We start from the raw sequence: 16,898 nt of genomic DNA, 5'->3' as shown, positions 1-16,898 counted from the left end.
TTTCGACAAAACAAAAACCACCCCGCAAAAACGGGATGGTTAGCGTAACACAAGCTTATGCAGTTTCACCGTGCACTTCGACGCCTTCTTTGGTCATGAGGCGCGGCTTCACCTTGTCGCGCACGGTCTCTTCCGTAATGACGCATTTGGTCACGTCGTCGCGGGAAGGCAGCTCATACATCATGTCGAGCATGATTTGCTCGATGATCGCACGCAGTCCGCGTGCACCGGTATTGCGCTTGATCGCTTCCTTGGCAATTTGCAGGAGGGCGCCAGCGTCAAACTCCAGCTCAACACCGTCCAGGCTAAGCAGCTTTTGATACTGCTTCACCAAAGAGTTTTTTGGTTCGGTCAGGATGCGCACGAGCGTCTCCTCGTCCAACGGCTCCAATGTAGCCAGAACAGGCAAACGACCGACGAACTCCGGAATCAAACCGAATTTCAGCAGGTCTTCCGGCAGGACGTACTTGAGGTATTCGCCCGCTTTCAGATCGCCTTTGACCCCATCAGAAAAATCAGCACCGAAGCCGATTACTTTTTTACCCAGACGACGCTTGATGATTTGTTCGATCCCGTCGAATGCACCGCCGCAAATGAACAAAATGTTCGAGGTGTCGATCTGGATGAACTCCTGATGAGGATGCTTGCGCCCGCCTTGTGGCGGAACGCTGGCAACCGTTCCCTCCAAAATTTTCAGGAGAGCCTGCTGCACGCCTTCCCCGGAAACATCGCGTGTAATCGAAGGATTTTCCGACTTGCGCGCGACTTTATCAATTTCATCAATGTAGATGATGCCTTTTTCGGCTTTTTCTACATCGTAGTCAGCAGCCTGGATCAGCTTGAGCAAAATGTTTTCCACGTCTTCGCCCACGTAGCCTGCCTCTGTCAAGGAGGTGGCGTCCGCAATCGCAAACGGCACGTTCAGGATGCGCGCCAGCGTTTGCGCGAGCAGCGTCTTCCCGCTACCTGTCGGCCCGATCAGCAGGATATTGGATTTTTGCAGCTCCACATCCTCGATCTTCGCCCCGGAGTTGATCCGTTTGTAGTGGTTGTACACCGCTACAGACAGCGATTTTTTCGCCAGATCCTGACCGATGACATAGTCGTCCAGGATTTTGCGGATCTCCACAGGCTTCGGAATTTCCTTCATGTCGATTTCTTCTTCCGTCCCCAGCTCTTCCTGTACAATCTCGTTGCACAGTTCGATACACTCGTCACAAATGTAAACGCCAGGACCGGCTACCAGCTTGCGCACCTGTTCCTGGGACTTGCCGCAGAAGGAGCACTTCAGTTGGCCCTTGTCGTCGTTAAACTTAAACATGCGCTTCACCTCACAACGGGTCAGTTTTTGCGTTCAATAATCGAGTCAATCAATCCATAGGCCTTGGCTTCTTCTGCACTCATGAAGTTGTCGCGATCTGTATCCAGTTCGACCTTTTCATATGGTTGACCTGTACGCTCGGACAAAATCTGGTTCAGTTGGCGCTTCGTTTTCAGAATCCAATCCGCATGAATCCGGATGTCTTCCGCCTGCCCACGTACGCCTCCGAGTGGCTGGTGAATCATCACTTCGCTGTTTGGCAAGGCAAAGCGCTTGCCTTTGGCACCAGCAGCGAGGAGGAATGCCCCCATGCTGGCAGCCATGCCCACGCAAATGGTGGACACGTCCGGCTTGATGTACTGCATCGTGTCATAGATAGCCATCCCTGCTGTTACAGAACCGCCTGGAGAGTTTATGTATAGCGAAATGTCTTTGTCCGGGTCTTCTGCCTGCAAAAAGAGCAGCTGGGCCACTACCAGATTGGCTACCTGATCGTCAATCTCGGTGCCGAGCAGAATGATCCGGTCTTTCAGGAGACGCGAGTAAATATCGTAGGAGCGCTCGCCTCTGCTGGTTTGCTCGATGACCATAGGGATCAGCATTATGTATCTTTCCTCCTTTAAGGTAAAAGGTGTCACCCTTTAGTTGGGAAGGATTTTACCAAAAAGTCGATGGTGGAAAAACAAGGCACGAGTGCATCGTGCCTTGTAGTTGGTACAGCCAGCGGTCCAGAATGCCTGACCACCGGCCAATCATCATGCGTTCTTCCTAAGCTTATGCGCTTGCTTTGCTTTGTGCAACCAGGAAATCAACCGTTTTGCGAATTTGCACATCACGGTAAAGTGCCATCATGTTGTCTTGTGCAGTGAAGATTTTGCGCAGCTCGTCAGCAGGACGGCCGTAAACGCCAGCCAGCTTGTTCAGCTCTTCGGTTACATCTTCCTCTGTCGCTTCAATTTTTTCCGCTTTGCTGATTGCTTCCAATGTCAAGGAAGTGCGCACGCGGGAGGTCGCATCTGCACGCAGTTGGTCACGCAGCTGGCTTTCATCCATGCCGGAGAACTGGTAGTACAGATCCAGTGTCATGCCTTGGAACTGGAGGCGTTGGCCAAACTCGTTCACCATTTGGTCCAGCTCGTGCTCAACCATAACGGCTGGCAGATCGATTTCCGCGTTTTCTGCTGCTTTCAGAACCAGTTGTTCACGAACATACTGTTCTTTTTCTTGCGCAGCTTTTTCTTCGAGTTTTTTCTTGGTGTCAGCTTTCAGCTCTTCCAGCGTATCGAACTCGCTCACATCTTTTGCGAACTCGTCGTCCAATGCTGGCAGGTTTTTGCGCTTCAGGCTGTTCAGTTTCACTTTGAATACGGCTTCCTTGCCAGCGAGGTTAGGAGAATGGTACTCTTCCGGGAAGGTAACATTGATTTCTTTCTCTTCGCCGATGGCAAGACCTACGAGTTGCTCTTCGAAGCCGGCGATGAAAGTGCCGGAACCGAGTTCCAGAGAGTAGTCTTCTGCTTTTCCGCCTTCGAATGCAACGCCATCCTGGAAGCCTTCGAAATCGATGACAACGATGTCGCCATTTTGCGCAGTACCTTCTTCTACTGTTACCAGTTCAGCGTGACGCTCTTGCATGCGCTTCAGTTCAGCATCCACGCTCTCGTCAGTCACGGTGAAGTCTTTTTCTTCGACTTCCAGACCTTTGTACTCGCCGAGCTTCACTTCAGGCTTCACCGTTACAGTAGCTTTGAAGATCAGGTTTTTCCCTTTTTCCATTTGCTCTACGTCCACCTCTGGACGATCTACCGGCTCGATGCCAGTTTCACGAACAGCTTGTCCGTAAGCAGTTGGCAGCAGAATATCGAGCGCGTCTTGGTACAGAGACTCTACACCAAAACGGGATTCGAACATTTTGCGAGGTACTTTTCCTTTGCGGAATCCTGGAACTTGCACCTTTTTCACAACTTTTTTAAACGCTTGATCCAATGCTTCGTCTACTTGCGCAGCATCTACTTCAACCGTCAGGACTCCCTGGTTATTCTCTACCTTTTCCCATTTTGCTGTCACGTAAACTTCCCCTCCTAAATCGAATAACAGAACATCGCCAGCCGCGCCGTGGTATCTTCGCAGGCTCGGACGATAATATTCTAGCCATTATAACCATTCTAGTATAGCACAAATCTTTTATTTGACAAGAAGCTACCCGATTCAGCGTCGAATCGAATAGCTTCCGCCCAACTCCCGCACCAGGTTGCCTTGGTAGTCGTAAAAGGTGACGGCCACCTGGACCGTTTTTGGCTTGACGCCCGCCTCCTCGATCATCGCGTAAGTCGGCACGTCAAAGCCTCTCGGCAGTTGCAGGCTCCCCGGGTTCACAAACAGGATATCCCGCTCGACGCCACAGGCGGGGACGTGCGAATGGCCGAAGACGACTACGTTCGCTCCGACCTCCTCCGCCCGGTAATGCAGGCGAAGCAGCGAGCTTTTGACCCCGAACAGATGCCCGTGCGTTTGCAGGATGTGAAGGTCCCGCCATTTTGTCTGCTGCTCGGTCGGAACCTCAGAAGGGACATCGCAGTTTCCTCTCACCAGCGTCATCCGGGAAAACGGATCGCGCTTGTGATCGACGCAAAAATCGCCACAATGCAAAATTTTGTCAACGGAATGTCTGTTTGCCACCTGAGTTACTTCCCGAACCAGACCATGGCTGTCACTCATGACGAGAATTGCCATCGAGCCTCACTCTCCCGTGTTCTCTTCAGTCAGGCTATTTGCCCGTTATTTCAGCATTTCCAAGAGCTTCTGCATCGCTTTGGCGCGATGGCTGATCCGGTTCTTTTCCTCCGGCAAAAGCTCCGCCATCCTTTTTCCCAGCTCGGGAATGTAGAAGACGGGATCGTAGCCGAAGCCGTTGGTCCCTTTTGGCTCCCGGGCGATCAGCCCTTCACAGGCGCCGTTTGCGATAATCGGTTCCTCGCCTGGAATGACCAGCGCCAACGTGCAGCGGAAGCGCGCGGTACGCTGCTCCATCGGCACGGCTTCCAGCTCTTGCAGCAGCTTGCGCCAGTTTTGTTCGTCTGTCGCTTCCTCTCCGGCGTATCTGGCGGAGTAGACGCCCGGGCGTCCGTCCAGTGCGTCTACCTCCAGTCCGGAATCGTCGCCAAGAGCCGGCAGTTGCAAGTATGTAGAAATTTCGATTGCTTTTTTCAGCGCATTGGCTTCAAACGTGTCACCGTCCTCCACCACTTCCGGCACGCCCTCGAACTGCGCAAGGCTGATGCCTTCCCAGCCGTAATCGGCAAACAGTCGGTTGAACTCTTTCACTTTTCCCTGGTTGCGTGTCGCCAGAACGACTTTTTTTCGATCAGACATGACTTTCCTCCACTACGTTTTCAGCAAACGTCAGGGGAACATCAGAGAGCGCCTGCTTCTGACTCTGAATCAGATTGCCGATCCCGATTTTCGCAAGGGCGATCATTTCCTGCAGCTGTTCCGGGGAAAACGGAGCGTCTTCGCCGGTGCCCTGCAGCTCGACGAACTTGCCTTTGCCCGTCATGACGACATTCATGTCCACCGTCGCTGTCGAATCTTCCTTGTAGTTTAAGTCCAGCACGGTCTCATCGCCAATCACGCCTACGGATGTCGCCGCCAGAAAATCGTTCAGCGGCAGTTGCTTCCATACGCCGCTCTCCACCAGCTTTTGCATCGCGTCGACCATCGCCACGTACGCTCCTGTAATGGAAGCTGTGCGCGTACCGCCATCCGCCTGGATCACGTCGCAATCCAGCCAGATCGTGCGCTCTCCCATCGCCTCCAGATTCACCACCGAACGCAGCGCGCGTCCGATCAATCGCTGGATTTCCATCGTCCGTCCTCCGACCTTGCCTTTGGAAGACTCACGCGCGTTGCGGGTCGCAGTCGCGCGGGGAAGCATGGAGTACTCGGCTGTGATCCAGCCCTTCCCGCCGCCACGCATGAAAGGCGGTACCCGATCCTCCAGAGTTGCCGTACAAATTACCTTGGTATCTCCAACTTCGATCAGGCACGATCCTTCCGCGTGTTTAATGTAATTGCGCGTAATGGTTACTGGGCGCAACTGGTCATGGGCACGGCCATCCACTCTCATTCCAAGTTCCTCCTAAATTGCTTTGATACACTCCGCTCATTATACCAGAGGCAGGAAACGCTCTGCCACTGCCCAAACCGCTCTCCCTTATTTACACCAATTGCAAATTTTCGTATGACTTTGCTTCTTTTTGCAAAGAAAAAGCCACGCTCGCAGCATTCGGGCGTGGGTGGGCAGGCTTTCGGTTGATTAGAACGCGATCGGGTTGAGCTGCAGCGGACGGCTCACAGGCTTTGTGAATGCGCCGTTGGCAAGCGGCTTGCCTTCAACGAGAAGCTGCACCTGTTTGGCTCCCGTCGATTCGGTCAAGGAGAGCACGAGGGATTGCAAAGCTTCCGGGCTTGCCTCCTTGCCTTCGTCGTACTTGAGAATGTCGCTGCTCAGATCGACCGTAATCAGGTCTTTCTCCTGTTTTACGTCCAGCACGCGGGTCGTCCGCAATAGGGAGCTGAACAGCTGCGAACCTTGCTTCGGCCCTTTGATAAGCTCCTCCACGGTCGCCTTGGCGATGTCAGCCGTTTCCGGGACGAGACGGGTAACTGGAACGTAGTACGTGCGCTGGTCATCCAGTTGCCCCTGGAAATATACCGTCACCGCTGACGTTTTTCCCGGCATGGCCCCTTCCGCCAGCTCCAGATTGACCCCGTGGTTGCGGTCCAACTGCGTAATCGGCGTGCTGGCAACCGGCATTTCGGTTAGCGGAGTTCCGTTCACCCAGATTTGCACGGTCTTGACGTTGGAAAACTCGGTCAGCGCCCTGGTCACGGCGTCGAGAATTTTCTTCTCGTCTTTTTCCTCATACGTTTTGAATTCTTTGGAAAAATCAACCGTGGCCACACCGTCTTTGATAACCAGTCCTTTCACTTCCGTCCCTTGCGGCAGCACGGCTGAAAAACCGCCCCGCAGCATGCTTTCTACCGGCCCGCCCTTGACCATGTAGCTCAAAACTTGCTTGGCAGGGCCTTCTGTTTTCGGAAGCGTCAGCGACACCGGTACGACGTAGCCGTTTGCGTCGAGCAAATAGACGGTTCTTTCGCTTGTCTGTTGAACCGCTTGCTCGCTGCCCTGGACGGCGACATCCGGTGACACTGCTCCGTTCGGCTGATCGACCGACACCTGTGGCGGTGCGTCAATGCTGCTCGTTTCCGTTTCCGGGCCATAGAGACCGCAGCCCGACAAAAGCACGGCGCTTACCCCCAAAACGGCCGTCATTTTGCCTATGTGTCCCATCTTCATTTCCCCAGCCTCCTCCAGACACTTTGTACTACCATGTATACGAGCAGGGCTTGGGTTTATGCGTTGAAAGTTGTCTGGCAAAAAGGACAGCCAGCCGCGCTTTTACGGCTGCACAGATTTTTCCAGAGAATGATGCAGGACGTTCACCTTGTCCGCAAGCCACTCTTCGGCAATCGTCCGGAAGCGCTCCGCGTCTCCGCTCGTGACAAACAGATGCTGCGGCGGTTCCTCTTGTCTGCGTGCCGCCAAGGGCGCAATCTGTACGGCCAGCTCGCGCGCAGTTTCCTCGGCGGAGCTGATTAATCTGACCCCCTCCCCCATGACCTCCTGAATAACCGGGGCCAAGAGCGGATAGTGGGTACAGCCGAGAATCAAGGTGTCCAGGTCTTTCGCACGCAAAGGCGCCAATGCTTCTTCGACGACCATTCGCGCCTGGTCCGAGTTTGCCAGATGATTCTCCACAAGCGGCACGAACGCCGGACAAGCTTTTCCCACCACATATAAATTCGGCTCGGCACGCAGCAGGGCACGCTCGTACGCTTTCGTGCGGATTGTCATCTCTGTCCCGATCACCCCGACGCGTCCATTTTTCGTCACTGAAACGGCCGCACGCGCTCCCGGCTCAATCACCCCGATCACCGGTAGCGGCAAATGAGCCATCGCTTCCTCCAGAACAACTGCTGTTGCCGTATTGCAGGCAATCACCAGCGCCTTGAGCGGCGTATTCATGACGTAATCAATCATTTGAAAACTGTATGTCCGAATCTCTTCCGGGGACTTGGAGCCGTACGGGCACCGCGCGTTGTCTCCTACGTAGATGATTTTTTCTTCGGGTAGCTGACGCATGACTTCTTTTGCTACGGTCAATCCTCCCACTCCTGAATCAATGACGGCAATCGCTTCATCTCTACTCATGCAATGTGTCTCCCCTGTTGTAATGAATATAGTACAGCATACCACTCAAACATTTGTGCTACTACCATATGCGGCATTTAATTTTCTTGTACTCCGCGAATGTCGCACCTTCTCTGGGCTGCGTTCATAATCTGAGGGTGAGATGCGCCCAAGTGAGGAGGAATTTTTTTGGAAGAGAAAACCAGAAAATTGCTGGATTGGAGTCAGTGGGGCCGCCAATGGATCGACCATTTGCGGCGAAAAAAAACACTGAACCGGGAGTTGGAGCGGCATCTGCACAAATTTGAAGAATCTTTTATCAAAATAGGAAGACAGGCTACGCAGATACACAAGCAAGAAGCAGCAGAGGCACTCCCGATACTCATCGCACGGGCTGAGGAGGTTCAGAAGCAATTCCACCATTTTTTGCGGCTGACCCAACTGGCGGAGGATGAGCGGTTTGTGGAGCAGACAGTGGCTAAGGATGAGTCGCACGAGGAGCTTTTGGAAGCAGAAGCGGTGCAGGGAGCGACAGAAGCCTGCGAAGCAACACCTGCCCAGATGATGGAGATGGCCATTTCCGCTCCGTACCAGGCTGTACGTGAAACCGCACGCGAGCCCATACGCGTCGCGCGCCCCGTCGCCCCTGGCCGTCATACCCTCCCGCCGTTGCCGTATGCGTACAACGCGCTTGAACCGTATATCGACGAGCAGACGATGCGCATTCATCACGAGAAGCTGCATCAAAAATATGTAGACGACTTGAATACAGCAGAGCGAAAGCTGGTCGAAGCCCGTCAAAGCGGCAACTACGACCTGATTCGCCACTGGGAGCGCGAGCTGGCTTTTCACGGGGCTGGCCATTATTTGCATTCCATTTTCTGGCCGTCCATGAGCCCGCACGGAGGTGGCACGCCAACAGGCGAGCTGGCGGAGGCGATCCAGCGGTACTTCGGGTCTTTTGACGCATTCCGTCAGCAGTTTTCCCAGGCAGCCGGAAAAGTGGAGGGCCCCGGCTGGGCGATCCTCGTCTGGTCGCCGCGCGCCCAGCACCTGGAAATCCTGACGGCGGAAAAGCATCAAAACCTGGCGCAATGGGATGCGGTCCCGCTCCTCGTGCTGGACGTCTGGGAGCACGCTTATTTTCTCCAGTATCAAAACCAGCGGGACAAATACGTGGAAAACTGGTGGAATATCGTGAATTGGCCCTATGTGCAGGAGCGTTTCCAGCAAGCGCGGAAGCTGCGCTGGGAGCCGTTTTGAGAGTTTTTTTCGTGAAAAGCCCCCTGTTCTCCCGGAGGTATTTTGGGGTGAAAAGGGGGTAAATGGTTTCTGTTTTTTGTTTCTGTTTTCTGGTTGGTTACGGGGTGGAGATGGTGGAATGGAGATTCTGTATTTTTTGCCGGAATGGGTAGTGGCCACCTTTTGGCGTTTTATCTGTTTTTTTTGCAGGGCAATTTTTCGACTGTGGATTGTCAACAGTAAATCAGACAACTTTTTTAAGGGCTGTATGGCGATACTGAACAGGCGTCATATAGCCTAATGTTCCATGAATGCGATGCTTGTTAAACCAGTTGACGTGATTGTATAATTCCAATTCCAGATGACGAAGATTCTGAAATTTCACCCGGTTCACGAACTCTGTTTTCATGATTTTCTAGGTGGCTTCGGCCACAGCGTTGTCGTAAGGACAGCCTTTCATACTCAGAGATCGGCCGATCTCAAATGTCTCCAAAAGCTCGTCCATCTTTTGATTTTTAAATTCGCTGCCACGGTCAGTATGAAACCACTGAATTTGGCGTAAGTCGCCCTGTACCGTCGCAAAAGCACGGGAAATTAGAGCAGCGTCCTTATTTGGACCTGCACTATGACCGATAATCTCTCGATTGAACAAATCGACCAGCACACAAATGTAATGCCAACGATTTTGAACCTTTACATACGTCAGATCGCTGACAACGAAGCGTTTGGCTTCCGCCTGCTCAAACTCTCGATTCAGGACATTCGCCGTAGCTGCTTCATTACAAGTGGCTTTATGAGGCTTATATTGTGCTACGGTGTACGTGGATACGAGCCCCTGCTCCTTCATGATTCGACCGATTCGGCGCCTGAAGACAACCATTCCGCGTTCCTGAAGCTTGACTTTGATTTTTCGAGTGCCATAGGCTTTTCGATTCTTGTGGAAGATGTCCACAATCGCTTCGGTAATGTCATCTTCTTTGGCTGGTTCATTCGCTTCGTAATAAAACGTACTTCTTGCGATTTGCAGGACGTCGCACATGGCTGATACCGAGTATTTATCACGATTGTTCTTTATGATAGCTACTTTCGTCCCATGATCAGCGCGGCTTGCTTTAAAATATCGACCTCCATTTTCAGACGCTGGTTCTCTTTTCGTAAAGCAATTAGTTCATTTTCTTCTGATGAGCGATTGTCCTTCTCCTTAAAGGAGCCCGTCGTCTGAGCCTGCTTGATCCAGCGGTCTAAAGCGGAAGCTGTGAGGTCATATTCCTCGACAATCGCTGCTCTGGATTTACCGTTTTCATAGAGTTCCACCATTTGTTTTTTGAATTCTAAGGGAAAGGTACGTCGTTGCTGTTTTGGCATTGTAGAGATCCGCTCCTTAACATAATGGGTTTATTCTACAAGCCCTTATTTTTTCTGTCCAACTTAGTGTAACCGATCCAAAGAAAGACCTTGGAGGGACTTATCCCCAAGGTCTTATCAAGAAAATATTTTGTCTATTCGACTTCGATCATAATCTAATATCCAGTTATTATATTTCTCATAAACTGCTCTTAACGTCTTTATATCATCTGCTACAACATCCATACCTCTGTCATCGTAGACATAAAATATGGATTTTTTCGTTTCATTGACCAAAAAGATATCTCCAACAATGCGCGTCTCAAATCCCATTTCTCGGCTTGCAATTGCACCCAGTAATTCTTCCACCTTCAAATCTTTCACTTTAACCTTTGTGCAATATCGCAACGTAATAGTATCGTCGTCGCCATTTTCATCCGGGTCTTTATAGCGAAACTCTTGCTCTAGCTTGTCAATATCTTCATTTCTGACTCCAGACGAATACGAGAGAAATAGTTCATAAACATCATTCTCAAAAGAAGCGACCGGATTTTCATCCCAACTATCAACAAAAACTGTTAGATATACGTCATCAGTTGGCTGATTAAATTCATTAAATATTGACAATGCCCTGTGAACTACTCTTTCGACCCTACTTCGCTCATTAAGATTGCCCCCTAGTTCAAATCTAATTGCAATTTCAGAACTGTAAAAAAGGGGGCTTTTTAATTGAAGTCCTGGAAATGTACTGGATAAAAACTCATCTAACTGTTTATTATAGCCCATTTATACACCGCCCATGATATGTGTATGACAGAGGGGGGGGACATTCCCCTCCCTCCACCAAATACTCCCTCCACCAAATACATTAATTCAGTTTAATTACAGTACCAGTCTGACTCTTGTGCTTATCTGTAATCCTGTTTCCGTACTCATCTGCGTCCGCCACCCAATGGAGTTCTTTACCTTTCTTTTCAAATACTTTGTAAGCTGAGCCGCCATGACCAGTAGTGTCTTTCGCCCACCAGTAGCCATTACTGTCTTGATAGGCTTTTACTTTTTGCCCATGGAAATTGTAGGTTAGTTCTGCTTTCGCATTTGATTTTATATCCCATTTCGTAGTTGTATTAGGTGTACTGCAAGCATTATGCGTCCAAATACCAAGATTAGTGTGAATGCTAATCAAAAAGTTGACCATTTTTGGAGCAAACGATCATCTTCGAGTTGACCACCTGCGATGCTTTTTTTCACACAAAGCAGCATTTTATTTCCTGCACCAAGGATCGTCAAGGATAAAGGGTAAACCCCTTGCTACGCAAGCCCTTGACGATCCTTGGCTCAGAAAAACATTTGCAATTAGGTGTGAAAATGATGACGTGTGCTCAAACTGTCAGGTGGGTAACTTTATGATAGTGGTCAACATTTTGGTGAGCGTTCACACATCTGCTAGACCTTAAAAAAATTGTCCAATTCAGTGTAGCCGATCCATTTTGATTTGTCTCATCTTATGGGGTCAGTCCCCCAAAAGGATTCTCTTTTTCCCCTCCAATGCGTCAAGAGTTCGTTTCGCCTTGTGCCCTTGACTAGATTGGATTAGAAAAAGACGTCTCAATTAGGGGATGAAACCTTTTCATGTGTTGGTTGATTGAGTTTACACAAAAACCTTGACTGGCCCTTAAATCCCTTTCTCAGTACCGTAATTATAATGAGAATGGTTTAGGCTTTAACTCTGGATCATCTTTTCTTGCCCACCAACGTGAATTAGAGCCGAAGTATATTTCGTACCCCCAAAATTCTGGTAATTCATGATAAACCATGCAATATTCACCCACTATTTCTGTATTACTCCAATGCTCATTAATTCTGCCAACAGCTTCTTCTTTTGTAATTTGAAAGTTGTCTACCATCACATTTACAATATCATTACAAAACCCCCTGCCTTTTTCATCAATTTTAAACTTAAAGTTATACACTTAATTACTCTCCTTTTTATTTATTATTTTTCACTTCAAATGTACCCGTGAAACCACTCCACAGCCGGTTTAACCCCTTAAATTTAGAGTCTTTCTCCCTTATTCTCGCAATTTCATAGGATTTTCTTCTTTTTCAACCACCTGGGAGTGTAGGAAGGAAAAAATCTAGCGTCAAGGGGGACGCTTGACCCCAGATTTTTTCCTTCCTGCTTGGCCGTTAGGTTGAAGAAAGACGAGTTGTGCGACCGATTGCCTCGCTATACTTTTACGACAAATGGCTTTACACGCTGCAGGGCAAGCGACTTGCCAAATTCTTCAGGTGATAAGTCGTACAAACTACCATGAATCCGGCGTTGGTTGTAAAACAGGAGGTAGTTTGTCACCGTTTCATAGGCTTCTTGGTAGTTCTGAAATTCATTTCGTTGCAAACATTCTTTCTCCAAAACACTGTGAAAGGTTTCAATGTGAGCGTTTTTATTGGGTGTCTTTGGAGGAATTCGCTCATGCACCGTTTGGAAATGCTGACAGGCTTCTTCAAAGGCATGGCTCATAAACTGTGGACCGTTATCCGTACGGATAACAGGGCGATCATCACGATGGAATTGCTGCCGTTTCCACAAAGCACGTTGGAGAATCTGAGCCGCATGTTTTCCTTCGCAGGTCAGTCCGAAATGGTAGTCCACGATCGCTCGATCATAGACGTCAATGAGACTCATCAGGAAAAAGAAACGCTGTTCTCCTTCGATAAATCCGTATTTTACGTCCATCTCCCACAATTGATTCGGAGCGGTAATCTCTCGGTTGTTTGCCAACTTTCGAGGATGGTTCCTTTTCTTTTGGCGTTGGGGTTGCAGGAGTTCTTCTTCTTTCAGCAAGCGGTAAACCTTTTTCTTGTTGATGACCAGTTGGTGGTCTCGCCGTAGGCAGACGGTAAGCTTTCGATAGCCATAAGCAGATTCTTCATCGGCAATCAGCTCGGATAGCCATTCTTTGATTTGTTCGTCACTGACAGGTTGTCCGTCCTTTGCCAACGAATAACCGGGTATAGGTCTTCCTCCGTGATAAACGCGAGGTTTTTGGGAGGCTTTGTTTTTTCGGTAATAGTAGGTTGCTTCCAGGATGCCGACAATACGTAGCACCAGTTTGGCTGTGTACCCCAGCTGTATCCACTTGTCGGCTATTTCCATTTTGTCCGATAAGCTGGGTTCACCTTTTTTACAAGATCACGAAGGATCGCGATTTCCAAGTCCTTTTCTCCCAGTAGTTTCTTTAGTTTATCGTTCTCCGTTTCCAGTTCCCGAAACTCTCCTGGACTTGGTGTATAGCTTGTTACGGCTTTTGCTTCGGAAGACGTATTCTGCCAATCTGCGTGTTTGGAGTCACGTATCCATCGATACAGCATTTTAGGGTCGATCCCATGCCGTCTGGCTACTTGGCTAGCGTTTCCTACATCGCGGGCTTCCTGGATCAGTTGTTGTTTGAACTCGATGGAATAGCGTCTCCGTTGCATAAAAAAATCCCCCTCTGTTCTTCTGATATCAGCTTAACAAGATAAGGGGGGATGACTCAAATCCAATTTTGGGGCTTAAAAGGGACAGTTGCGATTCAATTTTGAAAAAACCGTGAGAAAGTGAAGATAACAAAACACAGGTCAATCATGGTGGTATCTGACCATAATCGACCTGTCCAACGTAACGGAACACTGTTATTTAGGGTATAAATTCAAGCATTGCATGTACGTACAGGCATATTAGAGGATTATTATACGGGGGTGATGAGGGTTAAGTTCTTTTTAACATAGCCGCCCGATTCATTCGGCACTGGGTGGGGGTAAAAAGATGACCTTGAGGATTGCCGCCCCCAAGGTCTTAATACTGACAACGCTTATTCAGTACCAAATATCTCTTCCTTAGATTTTCTGATGTCTTGTATCATTTCTTCCATTTGCTTTTCGTCGAATACGCCTGTACTTTCACCTGCAAGGAAGTATAGTTTCAGCCAATAAGCATTGTCTTGAATATAAGTTTGAAGTGCCTTCTCCACTATTTCCTTTTCCAAACTTCTTACAATAATATCAGGTGGTGAAGCCGGAATAAAATCAAGACCTTCCTTGTCCATATACCAATAATAATTACTAGGAGTAGTAACGACCATGGTATATGTCATTCCATCATCAAGTTTAACGAAAACATCCATATTCCCATTCTCTTTATCTAAGCTGTCGTAATACGAAGGATACTCAATACTTATAATTTTCATAGCAGACCTCCAATCATATTAGTTACCATATAAATCACGCAATACTCGTATCACTTCATCCTGATTCGCTTTTGACGACTTAGCAACAATCTCTACACCATCACTGGTATTTCTAAAGTATATTCGTGCTCCGTTATCACCTCGAAGTTCATGTATACCGCCGAAGCCTAATGAATTATTCCCTTTACCAGGATTGGTGTTTCCTTGTTGCAATCGTGCAACCAAATCATCTGCTTCTTTTTGAACCCTCTGAGTCGATGGTAGCTTTCGATCATATTCGTTGTATAGATGAGCTTGCGCAACTCAGGGGAGTACTTGAAAAAGGTCGCCAGTTCATCCCAGTTACTCCGCCACGACCGGACAATCAGGGGGTAGTTCTGAAATTCATTTCGTTGCAAACATTCTTTCTCCAAAACACTGTGAAAGGATTCAATGTGAGCGTTTTTATTGGGTGTCTTTGGAGGAATTGGCTCATGCACCGTTTGGAAATGCTGACAGGCTTCTTCAAAGGCATGGCTCATAAACTGTGGACCATTATCCGTACGGATAACAGGGCGACCATCATGATGGAATTGCTGCCGTTTCCACAAAGCACGTTGGAGAATCTGAGCCGCATGTTTTCCTTCGCAGGTCAGTCCGAAATGGTAGTCCACGATCGCTCGATCATAGACATCAATGAGACTCATCAGGAAAAAGAAACGCTGTTCTCCTACGATCAATCCTTATTTTACGTCCATTTCCCACAATTGATTCGGAGCGGTAATCTCTTGGTTGTTTGCCAACTTTCGAGGATGGTTCCTTTTCTTTTGGCGTTGGGGTTGCAGGAGTTCTTCTTCTTTCAGCAAGCGGTAAACCTTTTTCTTGTTGATGACCAGTTGGTGGTCTCGCCGTAGGCAGACGGTAAGCTTTCGATAGCCATAAGCAGATTCTTCATCGGCAATCAGCTCGGATAGCCATTCTTTGATTTGTTCGTCACTGACAGGTTGTCCGTCCTTTGCCAACGAATAACCGGGTATAGGTCTTCCTCCGTGATAAACGCGAGGTTTTTGGGAGGCTTTGTTTTTTCGGTAATAGTAGGTTGCTTCCAGGATGCCGACAATACGTAGCACCAGTTTGGCTGTGTACCCCAGCTGTATCCACTTGTCGGCTATTTCCATTTTGTCCGATAAGCTGGGTTCACCTTTTTTACAAGATCACGAAGGATCGCGATTTCCAAGTCCTTTTCTCCCAGTAGTTTCTTTAGTTTATCGTTCTCCGTTTCCAGTTCCCGAAACTCTCCTGGACTTGGTGTATAGCTTGTTACGGCTTTTGCTTCGGAAGATGTATGCTGCCAATCGGCGTGTTTGGAGTCACGTATCCATCGATACAGCATCTTCGGGTCGATCCCATGCCGTCTGGCTACTTGGCTAGCGTTTCCTACTTCGTGGGCTTCCTGGATCAGTTGTTGTTTGAACTCGATGGAATAGCGTCTCCGTTGCATAAAAATATCCCCCTCTGTTCTTCTGATATCAGCTTAACAAGATAAGGGGGGATGACTCAAATCCAATTTTGGGGCTTAAAAGCAAGGGCTGAAAAGCTTAGTACAACGATATTCTGTCATTCGTCAAGCTTAATGAACCGCCGTATACCGGACGGTACGTACGGTGGTGTGAGAGGACGGGAGTTAGCCGCCCCCTCCTATTCGATCTTTTTTAGTTATCGGGCAGAAATACCACTTTTCGGACGGCCCCACTACATTAGGATCTAACTATTCTTACTTGTTTTTCTGTAAAGATCTGATTTATTTGTGTTAGAAAAACGCTATTTGTTTCAAAATAATCACTATCATTTTGCAAAGTAAGGGTAAATGGGGGGGCTACACCATATCCACCACAAAGACAATCCTCAAGACTTAATAAATCAAAACCAAAATATCCACCTGGACCATTAATTGCCTCTCCTAAAGCACAAAAGAAAGAAGTTGAATCCTTTACGTAAGTTGCATCCAAAACATATACTCCATGTCTTTCATCTTGTTGATTTGGACTTCTCTTAAAATATAAACGTGCAACTTCTAACCATCCTACTCTTTGTTGCTCTGTGAGACTAGACCATAAGTTAGTGGATGTAGGAGGAGAATGTCTCCATTTTTCCCAAATCGCTAAAGCTTCTTTTGAGGTCTTTGTTAATAGTGTTCCAATTAGTTCAAGATATCTTTGTTTAATTTCAGGCACATTTTTATGAAAGTATAATGGAACTTTTAGCGAGAAATAAAACGAACCAATGGTATTCCCATTTACATCTAGGATACTTAGATGAATATTTGAAACACTGGCTTTTGTTTCCGTGCAGTATCCCATAAATTCTCTGGTTATTGTAAAGTCTTCTAGGATGATCTTTTGGAAAGATTCGTTTTCAACGATTGTAGTGCATTCTCCTGAAAGTCCCAAAATGTCTTTGCAAGTTCCTACAATTAATTGGCTGTCATCATCAAATATTTTATACTTAACCATTGTACCTCCAA

18 protein-coding genes and 3 pseudogenes are annotated in these 16,898 nt (G+C 48.3%); 1 reads left to right on the top strand and 20 read right to left on the bottom strand.

The genetic code is table 11. The annotated features are described in order from the left end of the window. Positions 1-55: 55 nt before the first annotated feature. The 8 genes from clpX to racE all read right to left on the bottom strand — a co-directional run bounded on the left by clpX (position 56) and on the right by racE (position 7,598). A complete protein-coding gene (clpX, locus tag AAFJ72_RS07190; protein WP_122905875.1) occupies positions 56-1,321 on the bottom strand; it encodes an ATP-dependent protease ATP-binding subunit ClpX in 1,266 nt (421 codons plus the stop codon). Between the two features lie 20 nt (positions 1,322-1,341). Further along, on the bottom strand, positions 1,342-1,923 hold the full coding sequence (gene clpP / locus AAFJ72_RS07185; protein WP_122905874.1) for an ATP-dependent Clp endopeptidase proteolytic subunit ClpP: 582 nt from the start codon (positions 1,921-1,923) through the stop codon (positions 1,342-1,344). 172 nt (positions 1,924-2,095) lie between these two features. Beyond that, positions 2,096-3,388, bottom strand: a complete 1,293-nt coding sequence (gene tig / locus AAFJ72_RS07180) for a trigger factor (RefSeq protein ID WP_432776592.1) — start codon at positions 3,386-3,388, stop codon at positions 2,096-2,098. 141 nt (positions 3,389-3,529) lie between these two features. Further along, positions 3,530-4,054 (bottom strand): metallophosphoesterase family protein, encoded by a 525-nt coding sequence (locus AAFJ72_RS07175; RefSeq protein WP_432776591.1) that lies wholly within the window; start codon positions 4,052-4,054, stop codon positions 3,530-3,532. A 45-nt stretch (positions 4,055-4,099) separates the two neighbouring features. Further along, complete coding sequence (locus AAFJ72_RS07170) at positions 4,100-4,693, bottom strand: XTP/dITP diphosphatase (RefSeq protein ID WP_432776590.1); 594 nt, start codon at positions 4,691-4,693, stop codon at positions 4,100-4,102. Beyond that, positions 4,686-5,447 carry a ribonuclease PH gene (rph, locus tag AAFJ72_RS07165; RefSeq protein WP_122905870.1) on the bottom strand — a complete coding sequence of 254 codons (762 nt, stop codon included), beginning with the start codon at positions 5,445-5,447 and terminating at the stop codon, positions 4,686-4,688. The genes AAFJ72_RS07170 and rph overlap by 8 nt, the downstream gene beginning before the upstream one ends. A 189-nt stretch (positions 5,448-5,636) precedes the next feature. Then, positions 5,637-6,683: a GerMN domain-containing protein gene (locus tag AAFJ72_RS07160; RefSeq protein ID WP_432776589.1), complete on the bottom strand. Its 1,047-nt coding sequence runs from the start codon at positions 6,681-6,683 to the stop codon at positions 5,637-5,639. A 102-nt stretch (positions 6,684-6,785) separates the two neighbouring features. Next, a complete protein-coding gene (gene racE / locus AAFJ72_RS07155) occupies positions 6,786-7,598 on the bottom strand; it encodes a glutamate racemase (protein ID WP_432776588.1) in 813 nt (270 codons plus the stop codon). 168 nt (positions 7,599-7,766) lie between these two features. On the opposite strand from racE, the gene AAFJ72_RS07150 reads away from it, so the two are divergent. After that, a complete protein-coding gene (locus AAFJ72_RS07150; RefSeq protein ID WP_432776587.1) occupies positions 7,767-8,840 on the top strand; it encodes a superoxide dismutase in 1,074 nt (357 codons plus the stop codon). Between the two features lie 223 nt (positions 8,841-9,063). Here the strand turns inward: AAFJ72_RS07150 and AAFJ72_RS07145 are convergent. The 12 genes and pseudogenes from AAFJ72_RS07145 to AAFJ72_RS07090 form a co-directional block, all read right to left on the bottom strand. Further along, positions 9,064-10,184: pseudogene (locus AAFJ72_RS07145) on the bottom strand (IS3 family transposase). Between the two features lie 117 nt (positions 10,185-10,301). After that, positions 10,302-10,949: a DUF3885 domain-containing protein gene (locus AAFJ72_RS07140; RefSeq protein WP_432776586.1), complete on the bottom strand. Its 648-nt coding sequence runs from the start codon at positions 10,947-10,949 to the stop codon at positions 10,302-10,304. 82 nt (positions 10,950-11,031) lie between these two features. Then, positions 11,032-11,349 carry a hypothetical protein gene (locus AAFJ72_RS07135; protein ID WP_432776585.1) on the bottom strand — a complete coding sequence of 106 codons (318 nt, stop codon included), beginning with the start codon at positions 11,347-11,349 and terminating at the stop codon, positions 11,032-11,034. Between the two features lie 514 nt (positions 11,350-11,863). After that, positions 11,864-12,136, bottom strand: coding sequence for a hypothetical protein (locus AAFJ72_RS07130; protein ID WP_432776584.1), 273 nt, complete (start codon positions 12,134-12,136; stop codon positions 11,864-11,866). A 257-nt stretch (positions 12,137-12,393) separates the two neighbouring features. Beyond that, a complete protein-coding gene (locus tag AAFJ72_RS07125; RefSeq protein ID WP_432775628.1) occupies positions 12,394-13,323 on the bottom strand; it encodes an IS3 family transposase in 930 nt (309 codons plus the stop codon). Then, positions 13,314-13,646: a transposase gene (locus AAFJ72_RS07120; RefSeq protein ID WP_432776583.1), complete on the bottom strand. Its 333-nt coding sequence runs from the start codon at positions 13,644-13,646 to the stop codon at positions 13,314-13,316. The genes AAFJ72_RS07125 and AAFJ72_RS07120 overlap by 10 nt, the downstream gene beginning before the upstream one ends. Positions 13,647-14,020: 374 nt before the next feature. After that, positions 14,021-14,395, bottom strand: a complete 375-nt coding sequence (locus tag AAFJ72_RS07115; protein ID WP_432776582.1) for a hypothetical protein — start codon at positions 14,393-14,395, stop codon at positions 14,021-14,023. Between the two features lie 212 nt (positions 14,396-14,607). Further along, a pseudogene (locus AAFJ72_RS07110) lies at positions 14,608-14,814 on the bottom strand (transposase); the annotation flags it as partial. A 90-nt stretch (positions 14,815-14,904) separates the two neighbouring features. Then, positions 14,905-15,081, bottom strand: a pseudogene (locus AAFJ72_RS07105) (IS3-like element ISHahy4 family transposase); the annotation flags it as partial. 36 nt (positions 15,082-15,117) lie between these two features. Continuing rightward, entirely contained in the window at positions 15,118-15,552 is a 435-nt protein-coding gene (locus AAFJ72_RS07100; RefSeq protein WP_432776581.1) for an IS3 family transposase, read from the bottom strand. Further along, entirely contained in the window at positions 15,543-15,875 is a 333-nt protein-coding gene (locus AAFJ72_RS07095; RefSeq protein WP_432775627.1) for a transposase, read from the bottom strand. The genes AAFJ72_RS07100 and AAFJ72_RS07095 overlap by 10 nt, the downstream gene beginning before the upstream one ends. 256 nt (positions 15,876-16,131) lie before the next feature. Continuing rightward, the gene (locus AAFJ72_RS07090; RefSeq protein WP_432776580.1) at positions 16,132-16,887 is read right to left on the bottom strand and encodes a barstar family protein; all 756 of its coding nucleotides are present in this window, start codon (positions 16,885-16,887) and stop codon (positions 16,132-16,134) included. Between the last annotated feature and the right edge of the window lie 11 nt (positions 16,888-16,898).

Source organism: Brevibacillus gelatini (genome assembly GCF_050920745.1).
Lineage (GTDB): Bacteria > Bacillota > Bacilli > Brevibacillales > Brevibacillaceae > Brevibacillus > Brevibacillus gelatini.
This window is presented reverse-complemented; position numbering and strand designations above follow the sequence as displayed.